The sequence below is a fragment of the Trinickia dinghuensis genome, from assembly GCF_003367175.1.
GTDB classification, from domain to species: Bacteria; Pseudomonadota; Gammaproteobacteria; order Burkholderiales; family Burkholderiaceae; genus Trinickia; species Trinickia dinghuensis.
This window is the reverse complement of the sequence record NZ_QRGA01000025.1, coordinates 51,366-68,808: the sequence shown is the minus strand read 5'-3', so window position 1 is coordinate 68,808 and position 17,443 is coordinate 51,366. Positions and strand designations below refer to the sequence as shown.

The window sequence follows — 17,443 nt, the reverse complement described above, 5'->3', positions numbered from 1 at the left end:
ACCGCCCATCGCCTTGATTTCGTCGACCATCAGGTCCGACGGCTGCACGCGCACCTTCACGCCCTTCATGTCGGCCGGCGAAAGAATCGGCTTCTTCGCGTACATCGAGCGCGCGCCGCTCTCGTAGAACGTTAGCGCGATCATGCCCTTCGCGGCGAACGCGTCGAGAATCTTCTGGCCCACGGGGCCGTACATGACCTTGCGGAAATGATCGACGTCGCGGAACAGGAACGGCAGCGATGGGATCATCGATTCGGGCACGATGTCGTTGAACGCCGCTGCGTTCGCGCGAACCATGTCGATCGCGCCGATCCGCACCTGGTCGATCGTGTCGTTCTCCGAGCCGAGCGCGCTGTTGCCGAAGACCTTCAGGCTATCCTTGCCGCCCGTGTCCTTCGAAATCTCGTCGCCCATGAACTTCAATGCCATCGTGGTCGGGAACGTGTCGCTGTGCACGTCGGCGGCCCGGAACACGCGCGCCTGCGCCGTCCCCGCCGCGAGCGCCAAACACGAGGCGGCCAACGTCATGGCGATGGTCGACAAGGCGAATTTCCGTTTCATTGTGTGATCTCCTCGATGATATGGATCGTGTACTTCGTGTACTTGATGTGCTTCACGTATGGGATGCGCGTGCCGATTTCGATGGAATGGAACGGCGCCGCGACTGACATCTTTGCTGCAGCCGGCAATGTTGTCTGACAATGTTTGAGATTGTATTAACATCTTGCCGGCTTGCGGCCTAGGAGATACCCGGGGGGCACGGTACTTGAGCACTGACGCCACCCGGTATCTCGGCTCGATCGGAACGCAATCAGATCAGAACTGATGATTGATGCCGATCGTCGCGGCGAACTGGCTCCGCGTGGCCGCCGCCGATTGCTCGCCGATGCTCGCCGTCGCGGCGACCGGCTTGCCGTTCGAGCCCAGCGTCTGGCCATTGGCCCGTTGATAAGCCTCCAGCACGTAGATGCGCGTGCGCTTGGACAGGTTGTAAAGCTGGGTCAGGTTGACCTGCTGATAGCTCGCGGCATCCTGGATACCGTTGGCGGTCGTGGCCCGCGTGTAGCTGTAGCCGGCCGCGAGATCCCACGCCGGGGCCGGACTGAAGTGCAGCACCGCGCCGCCCGTATTGAAGATCGCCTTGCTCGCGAAGCCGCCGGAGATACCGGGGATGTATTGGACGTTCGAATACGTCGCCGACACGTCCCATTGCGGGCTGAACTTGTAGCCGCCCGTCACGGCGAAGCGCTGCTGCGCTGCTGCGTTCTGATAGCCGTTCGTGATGCTCGAGACACCCTGCTCGCCCGTGCCCGAGTAGGCCGTCGAGGCCGCGTTCCAAGCCCCGCCGTTTTCGGTGGCGTTATTGAAGCGCGCGAAGCCCACGGCGACGCCCGCGGGTCCCATCATGTACTGCGCCGCCAAGCTCCAGGTCGAGCCAAGGTTGAAGCTGCCGGCCTGGCCACCGAGCGCGTACATGCCGCTCATCTTGAACCCGGCGAACGTCGGCGAGGTATAGACGAGTGCGTTGTTGATCCGGTAGTCGGTATCGAGAGCATCGAGATCGCCCGGGTGCGCACCGTAAGCGCCGGTCAGCCAAGTCGTCGGGCTATACGGCGAGAGCAGCGTGTAATACGGCGTGTACTGACGGCCGGCCGTGAACGTACCGTACGTCGCGTTGTCGAGGCCGACCCACGATGCGCGGTTGAACGCGAGGCCGGTCTTGCCTTGCGCGCCGTTCAGGGAACTGAACCCTTCTTCGAGCTTGAAGATCGCCTTCGTGCCGCCGCCGAGGTCTTCACTGCCCATCAGGCCGAAACGCTCGCCGCCCCAGACGCCTTCGAGCATCTTCACGACCGACTTGCCGCCCGTCGTCGCGCCCGTGGAGGGGGCTTGATTGTTCAGGTAGCCGATACCGGCATCGATGACCCCATAGAGGGTGACGCTGCTCTGCGCGAAGACGCCGCCGCTCATGAGCAGCGCCGCCGCACCGGCGATCGTCATCGTGGCTTGTTTGTAGTGCTTCATTGAATCTCCTGGTCTTTGTTGGATTTTTCGCGGCATCCGCTGAGATACCGCTTCAAACTGCCTGGCCACCCGCTAGGCACCCAGTTACTGCTCTCCTTGACGCCGATCGATCGGGACGAGCATCGGCGCTTTCCGGCTCTATTTATTAGTAGTCCTAATTAATAGAATCTGTGCTTCACGCCACCGGGCGACCTGCACCGCCTCCTCGCGGATGCTTTCGCCCGGACCGTTTCCGATCGATCCGATCGTTCCGATACTTCGATGCGCACGCGGCTGCTCGACGCTCGCGCGCGCCGAGCCACCGGGCCAGCCGCTTAGTGGATTTCCGGCTCGCCGCCGCTCCCGCAAGCGCCGTCTACCCCATCGCGCTGCAGGAAGTCGAAATCGCAACCCTTGTCCGCCTGCATCACGTGGATCTGATGCATCGCGCCGTAGCCGCGCGTGAAGCGCGGTTCGGGTGCCACCCAGGCCGCCTTGCGCCGTGCCAATTCTTCATCGCTGATCAACACGTTCAGCTTGCGCTGGGGCACGTCGAGCTCGATCAAATCGCCGTCCTTGACGAGCGCGAGCGGGCCGCCGATGAACGATTCGGGCGCCACGTGCAATACGCATGCGCCATAGCTCGTGCCGCTCATCCGCGCATCGGAAATGCGGAGCATGTCTCGCACGCCCTTTTGCAGCAGCTTCTTCGGAATCGGCAGTTGCCCCCACTCGGGCATGCCCGGCGCGCCGACGGGGCCCGCGTGCTGCAGCACGAGCACGCTGTTCTCGTCGACGTCGAGCGCATCGTCGTCGATGCGCGCCGCCATGTCGTTGTAGTCCTTGAACACGACCGCGCGGCCCGTATGGACGTGCAGTTTCGGATCGGCCGCACCCGGCTTGATCACCGCGCCGTCCGGCGCGAGGTTGCCGCGCAGAACGGCGAGCCCGTTGTCGGGCATCAGCGGCGCGGTGCGGCGGCGAATGACTTCGTCGTTGAAGATCTCGGCATCGGCGATGTTCTCGCCGAGCGTCTTGCCGTTGACCGTGCGCTGCGTCCCGTCGATCAACTCGCCGAGTTCCTTGAGCATCGCGCGCAAGCCGCCCGCGTAGTAGTAGTCCTCCATCAGGTACTGGCCGGTCGGACGGACGTTCGCGAGCACGGGCGTGCGGCGTGAGAGGTCGTCGTAGTGGCCGAGCGTCAGCGGAATACCGGCGCGGCGCGCGAGCGCGATCATGTGCACGATCGCATTAGTCGAACCCGACAGCGCGAGACACGTCGTCACGGCGTTGTCGACCGATTTCTGGGTGATGATGTCAGACGGCTTGAGATCTTCCCAAACCATATCGACGATGCGCATCCCCGTTTTCGCGGCCATCTGCGCGTGGCGCGAATCGGCGGCCGGGATCGATGCGAAGCCCGGCAGCGTGAAGCCCAGCGCCTCGGCGGCGCTCGTCATCGTCGAAGCCGTGCCCATCGTCATGCAATGACCGGGTGAGCGCGCGATCCCGCCCTCGACGCCCTTCCAGTCCTCTTCCGTGATCTTGCCGGCGCGCAGGTCCGCCCAGTATTTCCACGTATCGGAGCCCGAGCCGAGCGTGCGGCCGTTCCAGTTGCCGTTGAGCATCGGGCCGGCCGGCAGGAAGATCGCGGGCAAGTCCATCGAAATGGCGCCCATCAGCAGCGCCGGCGTGGTCTTGTCGCAGCCGCCCATCAGCACGACGCCGTCAGCCGGATAGGAGCGCAGCGTTTCCTCGGCTTCCATCGCCAGGAAGTTCCGGTACAGCATCGTCGTCGGCTTTTGAAACGGCTCGGAGAGCGTCTGCACCGGCAACTCGATCGGAAAGCCGCCCGCCTGCCAGATGCCGCGCTTCACCTCTTCCACGCGCACCTTGAAGTGCGTGTGACAGGGGTTGATCTCGCTCCACGTATTCAGGATCGCGATCACAGGCTTGCCGGCGTACTCCTCGCGGCTGTAGCCCATTTGCGAGCTGCGCGAGCGATGGCCGAACGAGCGCAAGTCGTTCACGCCGTACCACCGGTGACTGCGCAGTTCCTCGGGTTTCTTTCTGTTCGTGCTCACTTCGTACGACTCCGGAATACTCAATCAATGAAAGGGCCGGCCACCGGGTGTCGCGATCAGCCGCGCACCAGTTCGCCGTCGCGCAAGCGCCAAAGGCCTAGGGGATTGTCGTCCCGCAGCGACGCCGGCAACAGGGCCTCGGGCAGATCCTGGTAACAAACCGGCCGCAGGAAACGCTCGATGGCCATCGCGCCCACCGAGGTCGTGCGTGCGTCGGACGTCGCCGGGAACGGCCCGCCGTGCACCATCGCATACGTTACCTCGACGCCGGTCGGGAAGCCGTTCGCCAGAATGCGACCGGCCTTGCGTTCGAGCGTCGGCAGCAAGCGCGCCGCAATCGCGTAGTCTTGCTCGTCGAGTTGGAGCGTCGCGGTCAACTGCCCTTCGAGGTGCTCGGCGACGCGCAGGAGCTCGTCCATGTCGCCGCATTCGACGATCAGCGAGGCCGGTCCGAAGATCTCGTCCTGAAGCTGCGCGTTGGCGAAAAACTCGGCCGCGCTCGTCTTGAACAGGGCGCCACGCGCCGAGCCATGCGCGTCGCTCGCAGCGCCATCGGCCACGCGCGTCACGCCCGGCACGCGTGCACGCGCGTCGATGCCATTGTGATAAGCCGCCGCGATGCCCGCAGTCAGCATCGTCTGCGCGCTCTTTTCTTCGAGTGCGCGAGAAGCGACTTCGATGAAACGATCGAGTGCCGGACCCGCGAGCGCGACGACGAGGCCGGGATTCGTGCAGAACTGGCCGACGCCCAGCGTCAACGAGTCGACGAACCCGCGGGCGAGCGCTTCCGTGCGGCCGGCAAGCGCTGCGGGCAGCAAGAACATCGGGTTCACGCTGCTCATTTCGGCGTAGACGGGAATCGGCTCGTGCCGCGAGGCGGCGATCTTCATCAAAGCGAGGCCGCCGTGGCGCGAGCCCGTGAAGCCTACGGCCTTGATCGCCGGATGCGCAACGAGGGCCTCGCCGATGGCGTTACCCGCACCGATCACGAGCGAGAACACGCCTTCGGGCAGGCCGACGTCGGCGACCGCCTTCTGGACCGCGCGGCCGACGAGTTCGGACGTGCCCAGATGCGCGGGATGCGCCTTCACGACGACGGGGCATCCGGCCGCGAGCGCAGATGCCGTGTCGCCTCCGGCAACGGAAAACGCGAGCGGGAAGTTGCTCGAGCCGAAAACGGCCACCGGGCCGACGGCAATCCGTTGCGAACGCAGATCCGAACGCGGCATCGGCTTGCGCTCGGGCAGCGCCGAATCGAGCACCGCCCCGCACCACCGCCCGTCGCGCACGAGCGCGGCGAACAGCTTGAGCTGGCCGACCGTGCGCGCGCGCTCGCCCTCGAGACGCGCCTTCGGCAGCGCGGATTCGCTCTGGGCACGCTCGATCAGCAGATCGCCGAGCGCGGCGATGTTCTCGGCAATCGCCTCGAGCAAACGCGCGCGGGTGTCGTGCGGCGCCGCCCTGAACGCATCGAACGCTTGCGCGGCCAACGCGCATGCGCGCTCGACTTCAGCCGCGCCGCCCATGCCGAACGACGGTTCGATCTCGCGGTTGCCCGCCGGGTCGACCGCACGCATCGCGCCTTGCGTTCCCCGCACGGACGACGCACCCAACAACATCTCGCCTGCAATCCGCATCATGCCTCCGTAGCCGAAACGCGCGCCGTCAAGCGGCAATGCCGTGTTCGGCGCGCACGCCGCGCTCGAACGCGAGCAATGCCTCGGCCGCCGCGCGCACCGCCGCATGGTGGACTTTGGGCGTCTCGCTGAGCAGCGGCAGGATGGTGCCCATGTCGGCAACCCCCGAGAACGTCACCGCGTCATGCAGCACGCGGATCAGCGAGATGTCCTCGCGCAGCGTCTCGAGCGGCATGAAGGCGTCATAAAGCCGCTGCGTATCGGCCGCGCGCGACTCGCGAATCGCGCGCATGAGTTCGGCAACCGCGTGCGACGCGATACAGCCCGAACCCGTCGTCCACGCGGCCAAGCCGAAATCGCGCAAATGAATCACGGCCGGGCCTTCGCCCATGCCCGACACGACGCGGGCCGGATTCACGCTTTGCAGCAGACGGCGCAAGTACGGGTCGTTCGAAGGATCGTCACGCTCGATCGCGTATTTCACGGCGGCCAGCGTGCCGCGGTCGACGAGCCGGGCCAGCGTATCGACGTCGACATATTGCTCGCTCTTCACATACAGCGTGAGCGGAATGCCGGCCGCATCGGAAATGCGCGTGAGCCCGGCTTCTACGCCGGACGGAGTCGCGAAATTCGCGAACGGCAGCACCATCGCCGTGCGGTACGACGTTTGGGAAAGAATGCGCGCCTGGTCGAGCATCTTGCCGTAGTCGGGGCCGATCGACGGAATCACGCGCGTGGTCGGCGCCGCGCTGTCGGCGAGCATGTCGAGCAAGTCGCGATATTCGCTGACGGGCACGTGATAGAAGTTCGCGTTGCCGCCGTAAAGCAGCGTGCGCACGCCGCCGGCTTCGATGTGGCGGATCAGCTTTTGGTTTTCCGCGACATCGATCGACAAATCGGCGCGGCGCGCGAGCGGCGGCACCGCCATCACGGACGAGGCGAATTCGCTCTCGACAAGTGGGGACACGTTCATGGGGCCTCGAAACGAGTGTTTTGATGACTGACAGGCCGGACGGTATCACCGGCAAATCAATCTTGTCAAACAACATTTGCAAGTAGGTGACGACTTCGGCACGCGGCTTCGCCGAGCGACCACTTGAGTATCGCGCGTTTCATGCCCGGCCACGACCCAGGCATTCCCTCGCTCGCTGGCCTTGGACTCTCACCCATCAAGTGCGCTAATGCCATGCTACACGGGCATTCTAGCGTCGTCGCACGTATCTTTCCTGCTCGCTTGAAAAGCACCTTAACGGTCTGCTTCGCGCAAAAAATTCCGCTCGCTCCGCCTCGATGCGAGCCCTACTTATCGTTTACGAGGTTTGACAACTTTTAATTTGCATAACGAAAATCCTGCCTGGCTAACCACCAGACCGGTCCTAGCGCCGTGCAGCGGCGTTCGCGGCTCGAGCTCAACACATGGAGACAGTGAGATGGCAGACAAGAAACACAGCGCGCACCGGATTGCGGCCGACGCATCGTGCGTCCGCTCCCCTAGCCGACGCGCCTTCATGGCGCTTGCGGGCGCCACGGCGGGCGCGACGGTGCTGGCCGGCTTGCCCGGTTGCGGCGGCGGCAGCGACGGCGGCAGCGGCACACCATCCGGATCGACGACCTCCGCTGCCGCCGATCCGATCTGGGGACCCACGGGTTCCGCGACTCAGATCATCAATGCACTGCAAGGCATCACGCAGTCGATGTTTCCCGCCGTCGATTTCAACGTCACGAGCTTCGGCGCGCAACCGATCACATCGCAGGTGATCGCGGCATCGGCGTGGGCCCCCGCCATCCCGTGGCTGAACCAGAGTGCGTCGCCCGCCAGCCCCGGTTCGGAATTGATGGCGCCGTCGAGCCTGAGCGGTACCGCATTCGACTCGTGCACCGCCTTCAACAACGCGATCGCGGCGGCCAATGCGGCGGGCGGCGGCCGCGTGGTCGTGCCGGCCGGGAATTGGTACTGCGGCGGACCGATCGTGCTGCTCAGCAACGTCAACTTCCATCTGAGCGCGGCCTGCACGATCTACTTCAGCCCGAACCCGGCCGACTATGCGAAGAGCGGCCCGTTCACGACGGCCAACGGCAACCTGTACCACACGCGGTGGCAGGGCAACGATTGCTTGAACTTCGGCTCTCCGGTCTATGCGTTCCAGCAGACCAACATCGCGTTGACCGGCGAGGGGACCAGCTCGATCCTGAACGGCCAGTCGATGACGCCGATCCAGCCGACGGGCACGACGCCGTCCTCATGCTGGTGGACTTTCAAAGGCACCACCGGCGCGTACGGATGCGCCGGGTCCTCGACGCCATCGCAAGCGTATTCGAACCCGGGCAACGCGGCGCTGACCGGTCTTTCGGGCATCACCGCCTCCAATGCAGCGACCGTCATGCCGCTGCTCACGGCGTCGGCTTGGTCGCAAGACCAGAACTACCTGCCCGCGCTGTCGGAACTTGGCGTGGCGATCACCTCGCGCGTGTTCGGCAACGGCCATTACCTGCGGCCGTGCATGGTCGAATTCATCGGCTGCACGAACGTGCTGATGCAGAGCTATCACACGCAGAACACCCCGTTCTGGCAGCACCATCCGACGGACTGCACGAACGTCGTGATCCAAGGCGTGTTCGCCGACAGCATCGGCCCGAACAACGACGGCTTCGATCCCGACGCCTGCAACACCGTGCTCGCCGATTCCGTCACCTTCAACACGGGCGACGACTGCATCGCGATCAAATCGGGCAAGGCGCTCGACACGCAATACGGCCCCGCGCAGAACCACGTGATCCAGAACTGCACGATGAACAGCGGCCACGGCGGCCTGACGCTGGGCAGCGAAATGAGCGCGGGCGTCCAGAACATCTACGCGCGCAACCTGAGCATGCTCAATCAGAACTGGGCGACCAACCCGCTGCAGATCGCGATCCGGATCAAGAGCAACATGAACCGCGGCGGCGTCGTGCAGAACGTCTACATCAACGGGGTCACGCTGCCGAACGGCATTGCGTTGACGGGCAAGGGCTACGGCTCGAGCAACATGATCGCCGGCAGCCCGATCAATACGTCGGTGCCGCTCGGCGTGGCGACGGCGACGGCAGGCAACCCGTCCGCGTCGCAAGGCGGCCTGATCACGTTCGACTGCGATTACTCGCCCAACGGCGACGCCGTCCGCCTGAGCCCGCCGTCAGTGCGCAACGTCAACATCACCAACGTGACGGCGAGCAATGTGACGTCGGGCAGCGTCACCGGGTCGTGCTTCCAGGCGATCGTCGCGCAAGGGCCGGTCGCGGCAGACTACAACGGCCCCGCGCCGGCGCCCACCGTGTCGCCGATCACGGGCGTGACGATTTCGAACTGCAACCTCGGCACGCCGGTATCGAACGGCACGGCCAGCGCGACGAACCCGGGCCCGACCTACGTGTGGAACGTCAATGGGATCACGTTGAGCAACGTCGTGATCGGTGGGACGACTTACAACTCGACGCTGATGGGTTGACAGTGAATAAATCGACGCGGCGGAGGTCGATGCACCGACGTGGGCCGAGGCGCTGCTGCTCGCGCGCCCCGGCTTCACGCGGTCAGCTTCACGCGGTCATTTCACGTTGAACGCGTAGTGCCCCTGCGTGCGGTGACCGTCCGCGGCCACCGCCACCCACGACACGGTATAGGCACCGGGCTGCAAGGCTTGAAGCGCGACCGTCATATGCTTCTTGTCGTTCGCATCGACGCTCGACTTGCCGTTCGTGACGTCTTTACCGGCCGCGTCGGCCACTTTCAGCGAGCTGAAAGCCGGCTCCAACGTGTCGTCGAACTCGATCGACACTTGCTTCGTATCGGCGCCGACGCTCGCGCCGGCTCCCGGGGTCTGCTGCTTCGGATAGGCGTGCGCGCTGGCCCACTGCGCGAACGTCAGCAAGAGCGCTGCCGCGCAAGCGCGGGCGGAAAGCGAAATCAAGGAGGGTTTCATGGTGTGATCGTGTGATTGCGTGAAGGTCCGAAATCAGAACAACGGTTTGCCGAGCGAACCCGGGAACAGATCGTCGAAATACAAGTGCGCATCGAGCAGCACGCCGACATGCGTGCCGCTCGCCCGATTCACGGGAATCTGCGCTTCGATCCCGAACTGCCCATACCGGTTCGTCCACAGCACCCCAGGATTGATCGTGCCCGTCGTCTGCCCCGCGCTGGCGCCCGCCGTGGCCGTACTCATCGGAAACTCGACGATCGGAATCAAGTTCGAGAGCGGTTCCGGCAAATGCAAGTCTCTCACCTCGGATTGCAGGTACGGGATGCTGTATTGCAGTGTGAGTCCCCAACCCAACGAATTGGGCCCGGTGTCCGATGTCGCCGTCGTGATGTTGGGCCCGACCTGTCCCGTGATCGCGAATGGGCGCAGGTAGCCGAGCGACGCCGGCAGATCGCCGAAGCCCTTGCCGAAGTAGACGTTCGGCGTAAACGTCGAATACGGGTTCGCGACCGACTTGGCACCCGTCCCGCCGAGCGCGGCCAGGAACCCCACCGATGCCATGAACTCGTGCGTCGCGTTCGTGTAGGCGAGGTACTTGACTCCGATAGTGGTGTCGGCCCAGCCGCGCGCCGATCCGCCGTTGGGGACGTTTTGGTCGACATACTGGCTCGCCACGCTGAATGCGAGGTTCGACGTGATGAGCTTGTCCCACTCGTAAGAGGCCGTGTTCACGTTCATCGAATCGCCGTCGTCGGTCGGGCTTTTGATGTGGCCGAATTGGAAGTCGAATTCATCGCCGACGCCGGGGTCGTCGACCGTCAGCGTCGCCGGAAAGAGACGATCGCCTACGACGGCGTGCGCCACCGCCGCGGGCGAACAGACGGCGAGGCTCGCGCAAACGCCCAACGCCGCGCGCAGCGGCGCGTGCCGTTTGGAAAAAATGGACATGCGTTTCCTTTAGGAGTCCGAATGGTGCTCGAATGCCGCCGCGCACAATGTAGGCGCGGCGATGCCGCGGCGCACGGGCGCCGCGAAAATAACGTTCGATCGACGCTTAGGAAACGACGGGAGGCGCGCGCGGTTGCGCGGCGAGAAAACGGGCAACGCGCGAAGGCTCGACGAACTGTGCGAGATAAGATATCGGCCCTGCCGCGAACGCGGGAACGAGCGCGGGCGCCAAACCCGTGAGTACCGGCAGATGTGCGAAGAAGCCGCAGTAGCCGCATGCCTGCCAATCGCCTTGCGCATCGGGCCGATGAGACGCATGACCGTCGGCGCCTTGCATCGGCATGCGCATGTGCATCGGCATCGGCATCGACATTCCGCCGCCGTGCATCGCGCATTCGACGCCGGGCACGGCGTCGCCGTGCGCGTGCCGGTGCGCGGCGAGCGTTTGAGAGATCGTCGGCGCGAGCGCGATCAGCCAGATTGCGAGCAATCCGAGCAGCGAGCCCAGCTTGTACAAGCGACGATCGAGCATCACGGAGCGCGCGGTGCGCGCAAAAGGGAAAAGGACGACGGAACTGAGTCGATTATCGTCGAGGCCGCCTGGCGGGTGCAAGGCGGGGCGGCAATCCGCCGGATAGCAGTATGGCCATCATGACGCGACGGCACGCCGTACAATCGCGCCACCCCGATTCGATTGTCAATCCATGGATCTCGAAAGCATTCTCTTCAGACAAGGTTTCGGCTCACGACGCCAATGCCGCTCGCTGATCGCAGAGGGACGTGTCGCCGTGGGCGGAAGCGTATGCGCGGACGCCAACGAGGATTTTCCGCCCGACGATCTGACGTTCGACGTCGACGGCACGCCCTGGCGCTACCGCGAGCGAGCCTACCTGATGCTGAACAAGCCGGCGGGCTATGAATGCTCGCGCGACCCGCAGCACCATCTGAGCGTATTCGGCCTGCTGCCGGCGCAGTTGGCCACACGTGGCGTGCAATGCGTCGGCCGCCTCGACGAAGACACGACCGGGCTGCTGCTGCTTTCCGACGACGGCCAATTCGTTCACGCCTACACCTCCCCGAAACGCAAAGTGCCGAAGACGTATCTTGCGACGACGCGCCACGCGCTCGACGAGCGTCAGCTTCAAGCGCTGACGGACGGCGTCCTGCTGCACGGCGAAAAAGCGCCTATCGCGGCCGCGGCCGTTCGGATGCGCGACGAAACGCAGCTCGAAATCACGGTCAACGAAGGCAGGTACCACCAGGTCAAGCGCATGATCGCGGCCGCGGGCAACCGCTGCGATGCCCTGCACCGGGAGCGCATCGGGGGCCTCGCACTTCCCGGCACGCTGACGCCCGGAACCTGGCAATGGCTGGACGACGAAGCGCTGCGTGCGCTGCGCGCCTGAACCCGCGCCACGCCCCCACTGTGGGCTAGCACACGCCTAGATCGAAGGAACGCTCGAAATCGGGACCGCTCCCTATGGGGCGCGGCCTGCCCCACGCCTATACTTTCTTCATGAGAACGAGATCGCCGCTCGATGAGCGCGCGGATCCGATAAAGACGCTTAGGTAGTTGGAGGGAGGTGTGTCGTGGCCATCAACAGCACGTTCGAGATCTCGTACGTGACGCTCGCGTTCGCGGCGCTCGGGGCGATCGTCATCGGCGCATTGCTCACGGCAATGCATGTGAAGCATCGGTATCACCCGAATCTGATCGGCGCCTTGATCGGCGCGCTGTTTTGTTTCCTGCTGCTCGAAGCGCTGCCGGCGATCCTCTAGCTATTTTGCTTCGGGCCGAGACTGCGCAGGAAATCGTCTACGGTCGGATAGCGCAACGTCACGCGCAGTTCGCGCTTGAGCCGCGCATTCGACAGGCGCCGCGATTCGCGCATGAAAGACAGCGTCGCGGGTTCGAGACTCGCCTCGGCCTGCGCGCGTGTCACGCGCGGCACACGCGGCAGATCGAACGTATCGGCCACGCAATCGAAGTAAGCCCCCATCTTCAGCACGGTGTCGTCCGAAGCATGAACGACGCGCCCGATGCGTCCGCGCACGGCCGAGCGCAACATGATCGCGGCCAGGTCGTCGGCATGGATGTGATTCGTGTAGACGTCGTCTTGCTCGACAAGCGCGGGCTTGCCTTGACCGATCCTCGCCAGCGGCAAGCGCTCGCGGGCGTAAATGCCCGGAATGCGCACGATGGTCGCGGCCGTCGTTCCGCGCACGTTCGCCTGCCGCAGCCGGCGCTCGGCGGCTACGCGCCGTTTCGCACGGGCATTGGCCGGCCTTACCGGCCGCGTTTCGTCGATGAACGCCCCCCCGCAATCGCCGTAGACGCCTGTAGTGCTGGCGTAGACCACGCGCACGCGCGGCGGCTCAGCCCCCGAAAAGCCCTCGGGTACAATACGACCGTCGAGCCAGCCGTACGCGGCATGCCCTTGTTGACGGCGAGCACGCCCCAGTGCCGGCACGGCGGGACGCGCCGCATGGCGGCGGCGCCGCGCGCCGAGCGCCGCGATCAGCGCCCGCGTGCGCGGATCGTCGGCCCCGTCGGGCGGCGGCGGCGCGAGATGCAGCACGGTTCGCGCAAGCCCCGCCAATCGCCGCAAGGTGCGCGGCGCGTCGAGATCGCCGACGATCGGTGTCAGGCCTTCGGCGCGCAGCTCGCCGGCACGCGCCGCGCGCGTGGTCAGCGCGATGACGCGCGGGCGCGAAACGCGCGCGAGCAGGCGCTGCGCGCAGCGCAGTCCGACATCGCCGCAGCCGACGATGAGTACGCGCGGCCGGCGCAAGATTCGTGTGGCATCCATGTGCGCGCATTGTAGCGGTCCGCCGCCGTGCGCGCTTCGGCCTGAAATATTTCGTTTTTTCGTTCTTCGTTCCGATCCAAGCTATGGCATACAACGTAACGCTCCGGCAAAGCGGCCGGCAGTTTCAAGTAGAACCCGACGAGCCCGTGCTCGTCGCAGCGCTGCGCCAAGGCGTCGGTGTTCCGTACGGCTGCAAGAACGGCGCGTGCGGCTCATGCAAGGGCGCGGTCGTGTCGGGCCAAATCGAGCAAGGCTCGCATTCGTCGTCGGCGCTTTCCAATGACGAAAAGACGCGCGGCCTGGCGCTGTTCTGCTGCGCGACAGCCCAAACGGATCTCGTCATCGACGTCCGAGAAATCGCCGGAGTAGGCGACGTCCAGGTGAAGAAGCTGCCGTGCCGCGTCAACGCACTCGAGCGCCGCGCCGACGACGTCACGGTGCTGAAGCTGCAATTGCCTGCAAACGAGCGGCTGCAATACCTGGCCGGCCAATACGTCGAGTTCATTCTGAAAGACGGCAAGCGCCGCAGCTACTCGATGGCGAGCGCGCCGCACGAGGAAGGCCCGATCGAGCTGCATATCCGGCACATGCCGGGCGGCGTGTTCACCGATCACGTCTTCAACACGATGAAGGAGCGCGAGATCCTGCGCTTCGAAGGCCCGCTCGGCACGTTCTTCCTGCGCGAGGATTCCGACAAGCCGATCGTCCTGCTGGCCTCGGGCACGGGCTTCGCCCCGATCAAGGCAATCGCCGAGCACGCATTCTTCAAGGACATCGAACGGCCGATGACCCTGTACTGGGGCGCGCGCCGCAAGAAGGATCTGTACATGCTCGAGCTGGCCGAGCGCTGGGCCGAGGATCACCCGAACTTCAAGTTCGTGCCCGTGCTGTCCGAGCCCGATCCGAGCGACGGCTGGACGGGCCGCACCGGCTTCGTGCACCGCGCCGTGATCGAGGATCTGCCCGATCTGTCGGGCCATCAGGTCTATGCCTGCGGCGCGCCCGTGATGGTCGAATCGGCGCAGCGCGATTTCACGGCTCACCACGGGCTGCCGGCCGACGAGTTCTACGCCGATTCGTTCACGAGCGAGGCCGATCTCGTCAACGCCGTCTAACGACGACAAAACACGACAAAAATGCGACATACGATGCATCGAATGGCAGGGCGCGATTGCATCGTCACGAACGCTGTCGTATTCTTGCGCCCATGAACCGCAAACTGTCCGCCCTCCGACGTCGCCGCTCGCTCCCCTCACGGGAAGCCGTCGGCTCATAGCGGATGCGCGCCTCGCAACCTACCAGCTAGTCAAGCGAGCGCGCGAAATCGGTCAAACCGCGAAAGCCACGGAGTTCCGTGGCTTTTTTCATTTTTCCTTCACCCTTTCTTCATTTATCGCGGAGCCGTGCCATGCAATCGACGCAGAACCCGACGCAGTCGCTGATGTACATCACCAACCGGCCCGACATCGTCTTCACGCGCGGCTCGGGCTCCTGGCTGTTCGACAGCGAGGGCAAGCGCTACCTCGACTTCATTCAAGGCTGGGCCGTCAACTGCCTGGGGCACTGCCACCCCGCGATGATCGAAGCGCTCGATCGCCAGGCGCGCACGCTCCTGAACCCGTCGCCGGCGTTCTACAACGAGCAGATGGCCAGCCTGGCCGCACTGCTGACCGAGTACAGCGTCTTCGATAAAGTCTTCTTCGCCAACAGCGGCGCCGAGGCCAACGAAGGGGCGATCAAGCTCGCCCGCAAGTGGGGCAAGAAATTCAAGAACGGCGCCTACGAGATCATCACGTTCGACCATGGCTTCCATGGCCGCACGATCGCGACGATGTCGGCCAGCGGCAAACCGGGCTGGGACACGTTGTACGCGCCGCAGGTGCCGGGCTTTCCGAAGGCCGAGTTGAACGACATCGCATCGGTCGAAAAGTTGATCGGCGAGAAGACGGTCGCCGTCATGCTCGAACCGATCCAGGGCGAAGGCGGCGTGATCCCGGCCACGCGCGAGTTCATGCGCGAACTGCGCGAGTTGACGAAGCGGCACGGGCTGCTGCTCATCGTCGACGAAGTGCAAAGCGGCTGCGGCCGGGCCGGTACCCTCTTCGCCTATGAACTGGCCGGCATCGAACCCGACATCATGACCCTCGGCAAGGGTATCGGCGGCGGCGTGCCGCTCGCGGCGCTGCTCTCGAAGGCCGACGTGGCGGTGTTCGAAGCGGGCGACCAAGGCGGCACCTACAACGGCAATCCGCTGATGACGGCCGTGGGCCACGCCGTCATCACGACGCTGGTCGCGCCGGGCTTTCTCGAAGGCGTCCGGGCGCGCGGCGAGTACTTGCGCGCGAAGCTGCTCGATCTGTCGGCCGAACGCGGGTTCGAGGGCGAGCGCGGGGAAGGCTTGCTGCGCGCGCTGCTGCTGGGCAAGGACATCGGGCCGCAAATCGTCGAAAAGGCACGCGACATGCAGCCCGTGGGCCTGCTGCTGAACGCGGCGCGGCCGAATCTGCTGCGCTTCATGCCGGCGCTGAACGTGACCACCGAAGAGATCGATCAGATGATGGCGATGCTGCGCACAGTGCTCGATTCGCTGTGATCCATCTGATCTATCGGTGCAAGGCGCGGGGCTGACGCTCGAGCACAGCACAGCACCGCCTCACCACGAAAAAGCCGCATGCGCTGAACGACGCGCATGCGGCTTTTTGCTGCGGCCCGCCCTAGATTCGGATCGGAACCTCGCCTCCAAGACCTGAGAGCGAGGCCGCGAGAGCCAGGCCGAGCCGGCGAGGCGGAAACGCGCTTACATCGAAACCTTGTTGATGAACGTGCGCTTGCCTTCCTTGTAGCCGTAGATCGAAATGACGCCGTGCTTCAGGTCGCCCTTCGCATCGAACGTCGTCTCGCCGATCACGCCCTTGTAATCGCTCGTGGGCATCGCGGCGAGGATCTTGGCCGGATCGACCGAGTTCGCGCGCTTCATCGCGTCGACGACGATGTAGACGGCGTCGTAGGTGTACGGCGAATACAGCACCACGTCCTGGCCGAAGCGCTTCTTGTACTTCGCCGCGAAGGCCGCGCCGCCCGCCATTTGATCGAGGCCCACGCCGGCCTGCGAGCACACGATGTTGTCGGCTGCGTTGCCGGCGAGATCGGCGATGTTCGCCGTGCACACGCCGTCGCCCGCGAGGATCTTCGCGCGCAGGCCCAATTGCTTCGCTTGCTTCGCGAACGGACCGCCCGTCGCATCCATCGCGCCGACCATGATTGCGTCGGGGTTTTCACCCTTGATCTTCGTCAGAATCGCGCGGAAGTCGACGGCCTTGTCGTTCGTCGCATCGTGCGACACGACGGTCAAGCCCGCGGCCTTGGCGGCGGTCTCGAACTGCTGGGCCAAGCCTTGACCATAGGCCGTCGAGTCATCGACGATCGCAACCTTCTTCACGTGCATGTCCTTGGCCGCGTAGTTCGCAAGCGCGGGACCCTGCTGAGCGTCGGTCGCGACGACGCGGTACGTCGTCTTGAAGCCTTGCTCCGTGTACTTCGGATTCGTCGCCGACGGCGAAATCTGCACGATGCCGGCATCGCTGTAGATCTTCGATGCGGGGATCGACGTGCCCGACGTTTCGTGGCCGACGACCGCGACGACCTTGTCGTCGACGAGCTTCTGCGCAACCTGCGTCGCCTGGCGCGGGTCGCCCGCGTCGTCTTGCGGGTCAAGTTGGAGCGTTACCTTCTGGCCGCCGATCGCGAGGCCCTTCGCGTTGATCTCTTCGATCGCGAGACGGGCGCCGTTTTCATTGTCCTTGCCTTGGTGAGCCGAGCCGCCCGTGAGCGGAGCGACGTGGCCGATCTTGACGATCGTATCGGCTTGAGCGGTATTGCAAACTGCAAACGAGAGTGCGGCTGCGGCAGCGCAGCCGGTAAGAAGCGACTTAATCACTGTTGTAATTCCCTTTTTGTCGATCGGGGTTGGATGACACTGACACTACTGGCGGGCCATGTCGGCC

The 17,443-nt window shown here is 64.8% G+C and carries 15 protein-coding genes; 5 read left to right on the top strand and 10 right to left on the bottom strand.

Translation table 11 applies throughout. The features are described 5' to 3' along the window. From dctP to DWV00_RS31680, 5 genes are all read right to left on the bottom strand, one after another. On the bottom strand, positions 1-561 hold a 561-nt coding region (gene dctP / locus DWV00_RS31700), incomplete at its 3' end, for a TRAP transporter substrate-binding protein DctP (RefSeq protein ID WP_245965118.1). Between the two features lie 255 nt (positions 562-816). Beyond that, positions 817-2,025 carry a porin gene (locus DWV00_RS31695; protein WP_425452879.1) on the bottom strand — a complete coding sequence of 403 codons (1,209 nt, stop codon included), beginning with the start codon at positions 2,023-2,025 and terminating at the stop codon, positions 817-819. Positions 2,026-2,339: 314 nt separating this feature from the next. Next, positions 2,340-4,088 (bottom strand): L-arabinonate dehydratase, encoded by a 1,749-nt coding sequence (gene araD, locus DWV00_RS31690; RefSeq protein WP_115537578.1) that lies wholly within the window; start codon positions 4,086-4,088, stop codon positions 2,340-2,342. Between the two features lie 56 nt (positions 4,089-4,144). Beyond that, the gene (locus tag DWV00_RS31685) at positions 4,145-5,725 is read right to left on the bottom strand and encodes an aldehyde dehydrogenase (NADP(+)) (protein WP_115537577.1); all 1,581 of its coding nucleotides are present in this window, start codon (positions 5,723-5,725) and stop codon (positions 4,145-4,147) included. Positions 5,726-5,753: 28 nt separating this feature from the next. Continuing rightward, on the bottom strand, positions 5,754-6,698 hold the full coding sequence (locus tag DWV00_RS31680) for a dihydrodipicolinate synthase family protein (RefSeq protein WP_115537571.1): 945 nt from the start codon (positions 6,696-6,698) through the stop codon (positions 5,754-5,756). Positions 6,699-7,155: 457 nt separating this feature from the next. Here DWV00_RS31680 and DWV00_RS31675 point away from each other — a divergent pair, with 457 nt between their 5' ends. Next, on the top strand, positions 7,156-9,210 hold the full coding sequence (locus DWV00_RS31675; RefSeq protein WP_115537570.1) for a glycoside hydrolase family 28 protein: 2,055 nt from the start codon (positions 7,156-7,158) through the stop codon (positions 9,208-9,210). 96 nt (positions 9,211-9,306) lie between these two features. On the opposite strand, the gene DWV00_RS31670 is transcribed toward DWV00_RS31675, so the two are convergent. The 3 genes from DWV00_RS31670 to DWV00_RS31660 all read right to left on the bottom strand — a co-directional run bounded on the left by DWV00_RS31670 (position 9,307) and on the right by DWV00_RS31660 (position 11,161). Then, positions 9,307-9,681 carry a copper resistance CopC family protein gene (locus DWV00_RS31670; protein WP_115537569.1) on the bottom strand — a complete coding sequence of 125 codons (375 nt, stop codon included), beginning with the start codon at positions 9,679-9,681 and terminating at the stop codon, positions 9,307-9,309. A 33-nt stretch (positions 9,682-9,714) separates the two neighbouring features. After that, positions 9,715-10,629: a transporter gene (locus DWV00_RS31665; protein ID WP_115537568.1), complete on the bottom strand. Its 915-nt coding sequence runs from the start codon at positions 10,627-10,629 to the stop codon at positions 9,715-9,717. 106 nt (positions 10,630-10,735) lie between these two features. Beyond that, a complete protein-coding gene (locus DWV00_RS31660) occupies positions 10,736-11,161 on the bottom strand; it encodes a DUF2946 domain-containing protein (protein WP_245965120.1) in 426 nt (141 codons plus the stop codon). Positions 11,162-11,333: 172 nt separating this feature from the next. On the opposite strand from DWV00_RS31660, the gene DWV00_RS31655 reads away from it, so the two are divergent. Continuing rightward, positions 11,334-12,035 (top strand): pseudouridine synthase, encoded by a 702-nt coding sequence (locus tag DWV00_RS31655; RefSeq protein WP_115537566.1) that lies wholly within the window; start codon positions 11,334-11,336, stop codon positions 12,033-12,035. A gap of 184 nt (positions 12,036-12,219) precedes the next feature. Beyond that, complete coding sequence (locus DWV00_RS31650) at positions 12,220-12,408, top strand: hypothetical protein (protein WP_115537565.1); 189 nt, start codon at positions 12,220-12,222, stop codon at positions 12,406-12,408. Here DWV00_RS31650 and DWV00_RS31645 read toward each other — a convergent pair. Beyond that, positions 12,405-13,439: an NAD-dependent epimerase/dehydratase family protein gene (locus tag DWV00_RS31645; protein ID WP_115537564.1), complete on the bottom strand. Its 1,035-nt coding sequence runs from the start codon at positions 13,437-13,439 to the stop codon at positions 12,405-12,407. The genes DWV00_RS31650 and DWV00_RS31645 overlap by 4 nt on opposite strands. 83 nt (positions 13,440-13,522) lie before the next feature. On the opposite strand from DWV00_RS31645, the gene DWV00_RS31640 reads away from it, so the two are divergent. After that, positions 13,523-14,554, top strand: a complete 1,032-nt coding sequence (locus DWV00_RS31640) for a CDP-6-deoxy-delta-3,4-glucoseen reductase (RefSeq protein WP_115537563.1) — start codon at positions 13,523-13,525, stop codon at positions 14,552-14,554. A gap of 293 nt (positions 14,555-14,847) precedes the next feature. Then, positions 14,848-16,032 (top strand): acetylornithine transaminase, encoded by a 1,185-nt coding sequence (locus DWV00_RS31635; protein WP_115537562.1) that lies wholly within the window; start codon positions 14,848-14,850, stop codon positions 16,030-16,032. Between the two features lie 204 nt (positions 16,033-16,236). On the opposite strand, the gene DWV00_RS31630 is transcribed toward DWV00_RS31635, so the two are convergent. Then, positions 16,237-17,376 (bottom strand): branched-chain amino acid ABC transporter substrate-binding protein, encoded by a 1,140-nt coding sequence (locus DWV00_RS31630; RefSeq protein ID WP_425452878.1) that lies wholly within the window; start codon positions 17,374-17,376, stop codon positions 16,237-16,239. Positions 17,377-17,443: the final 67 nt, after the last annotated feature.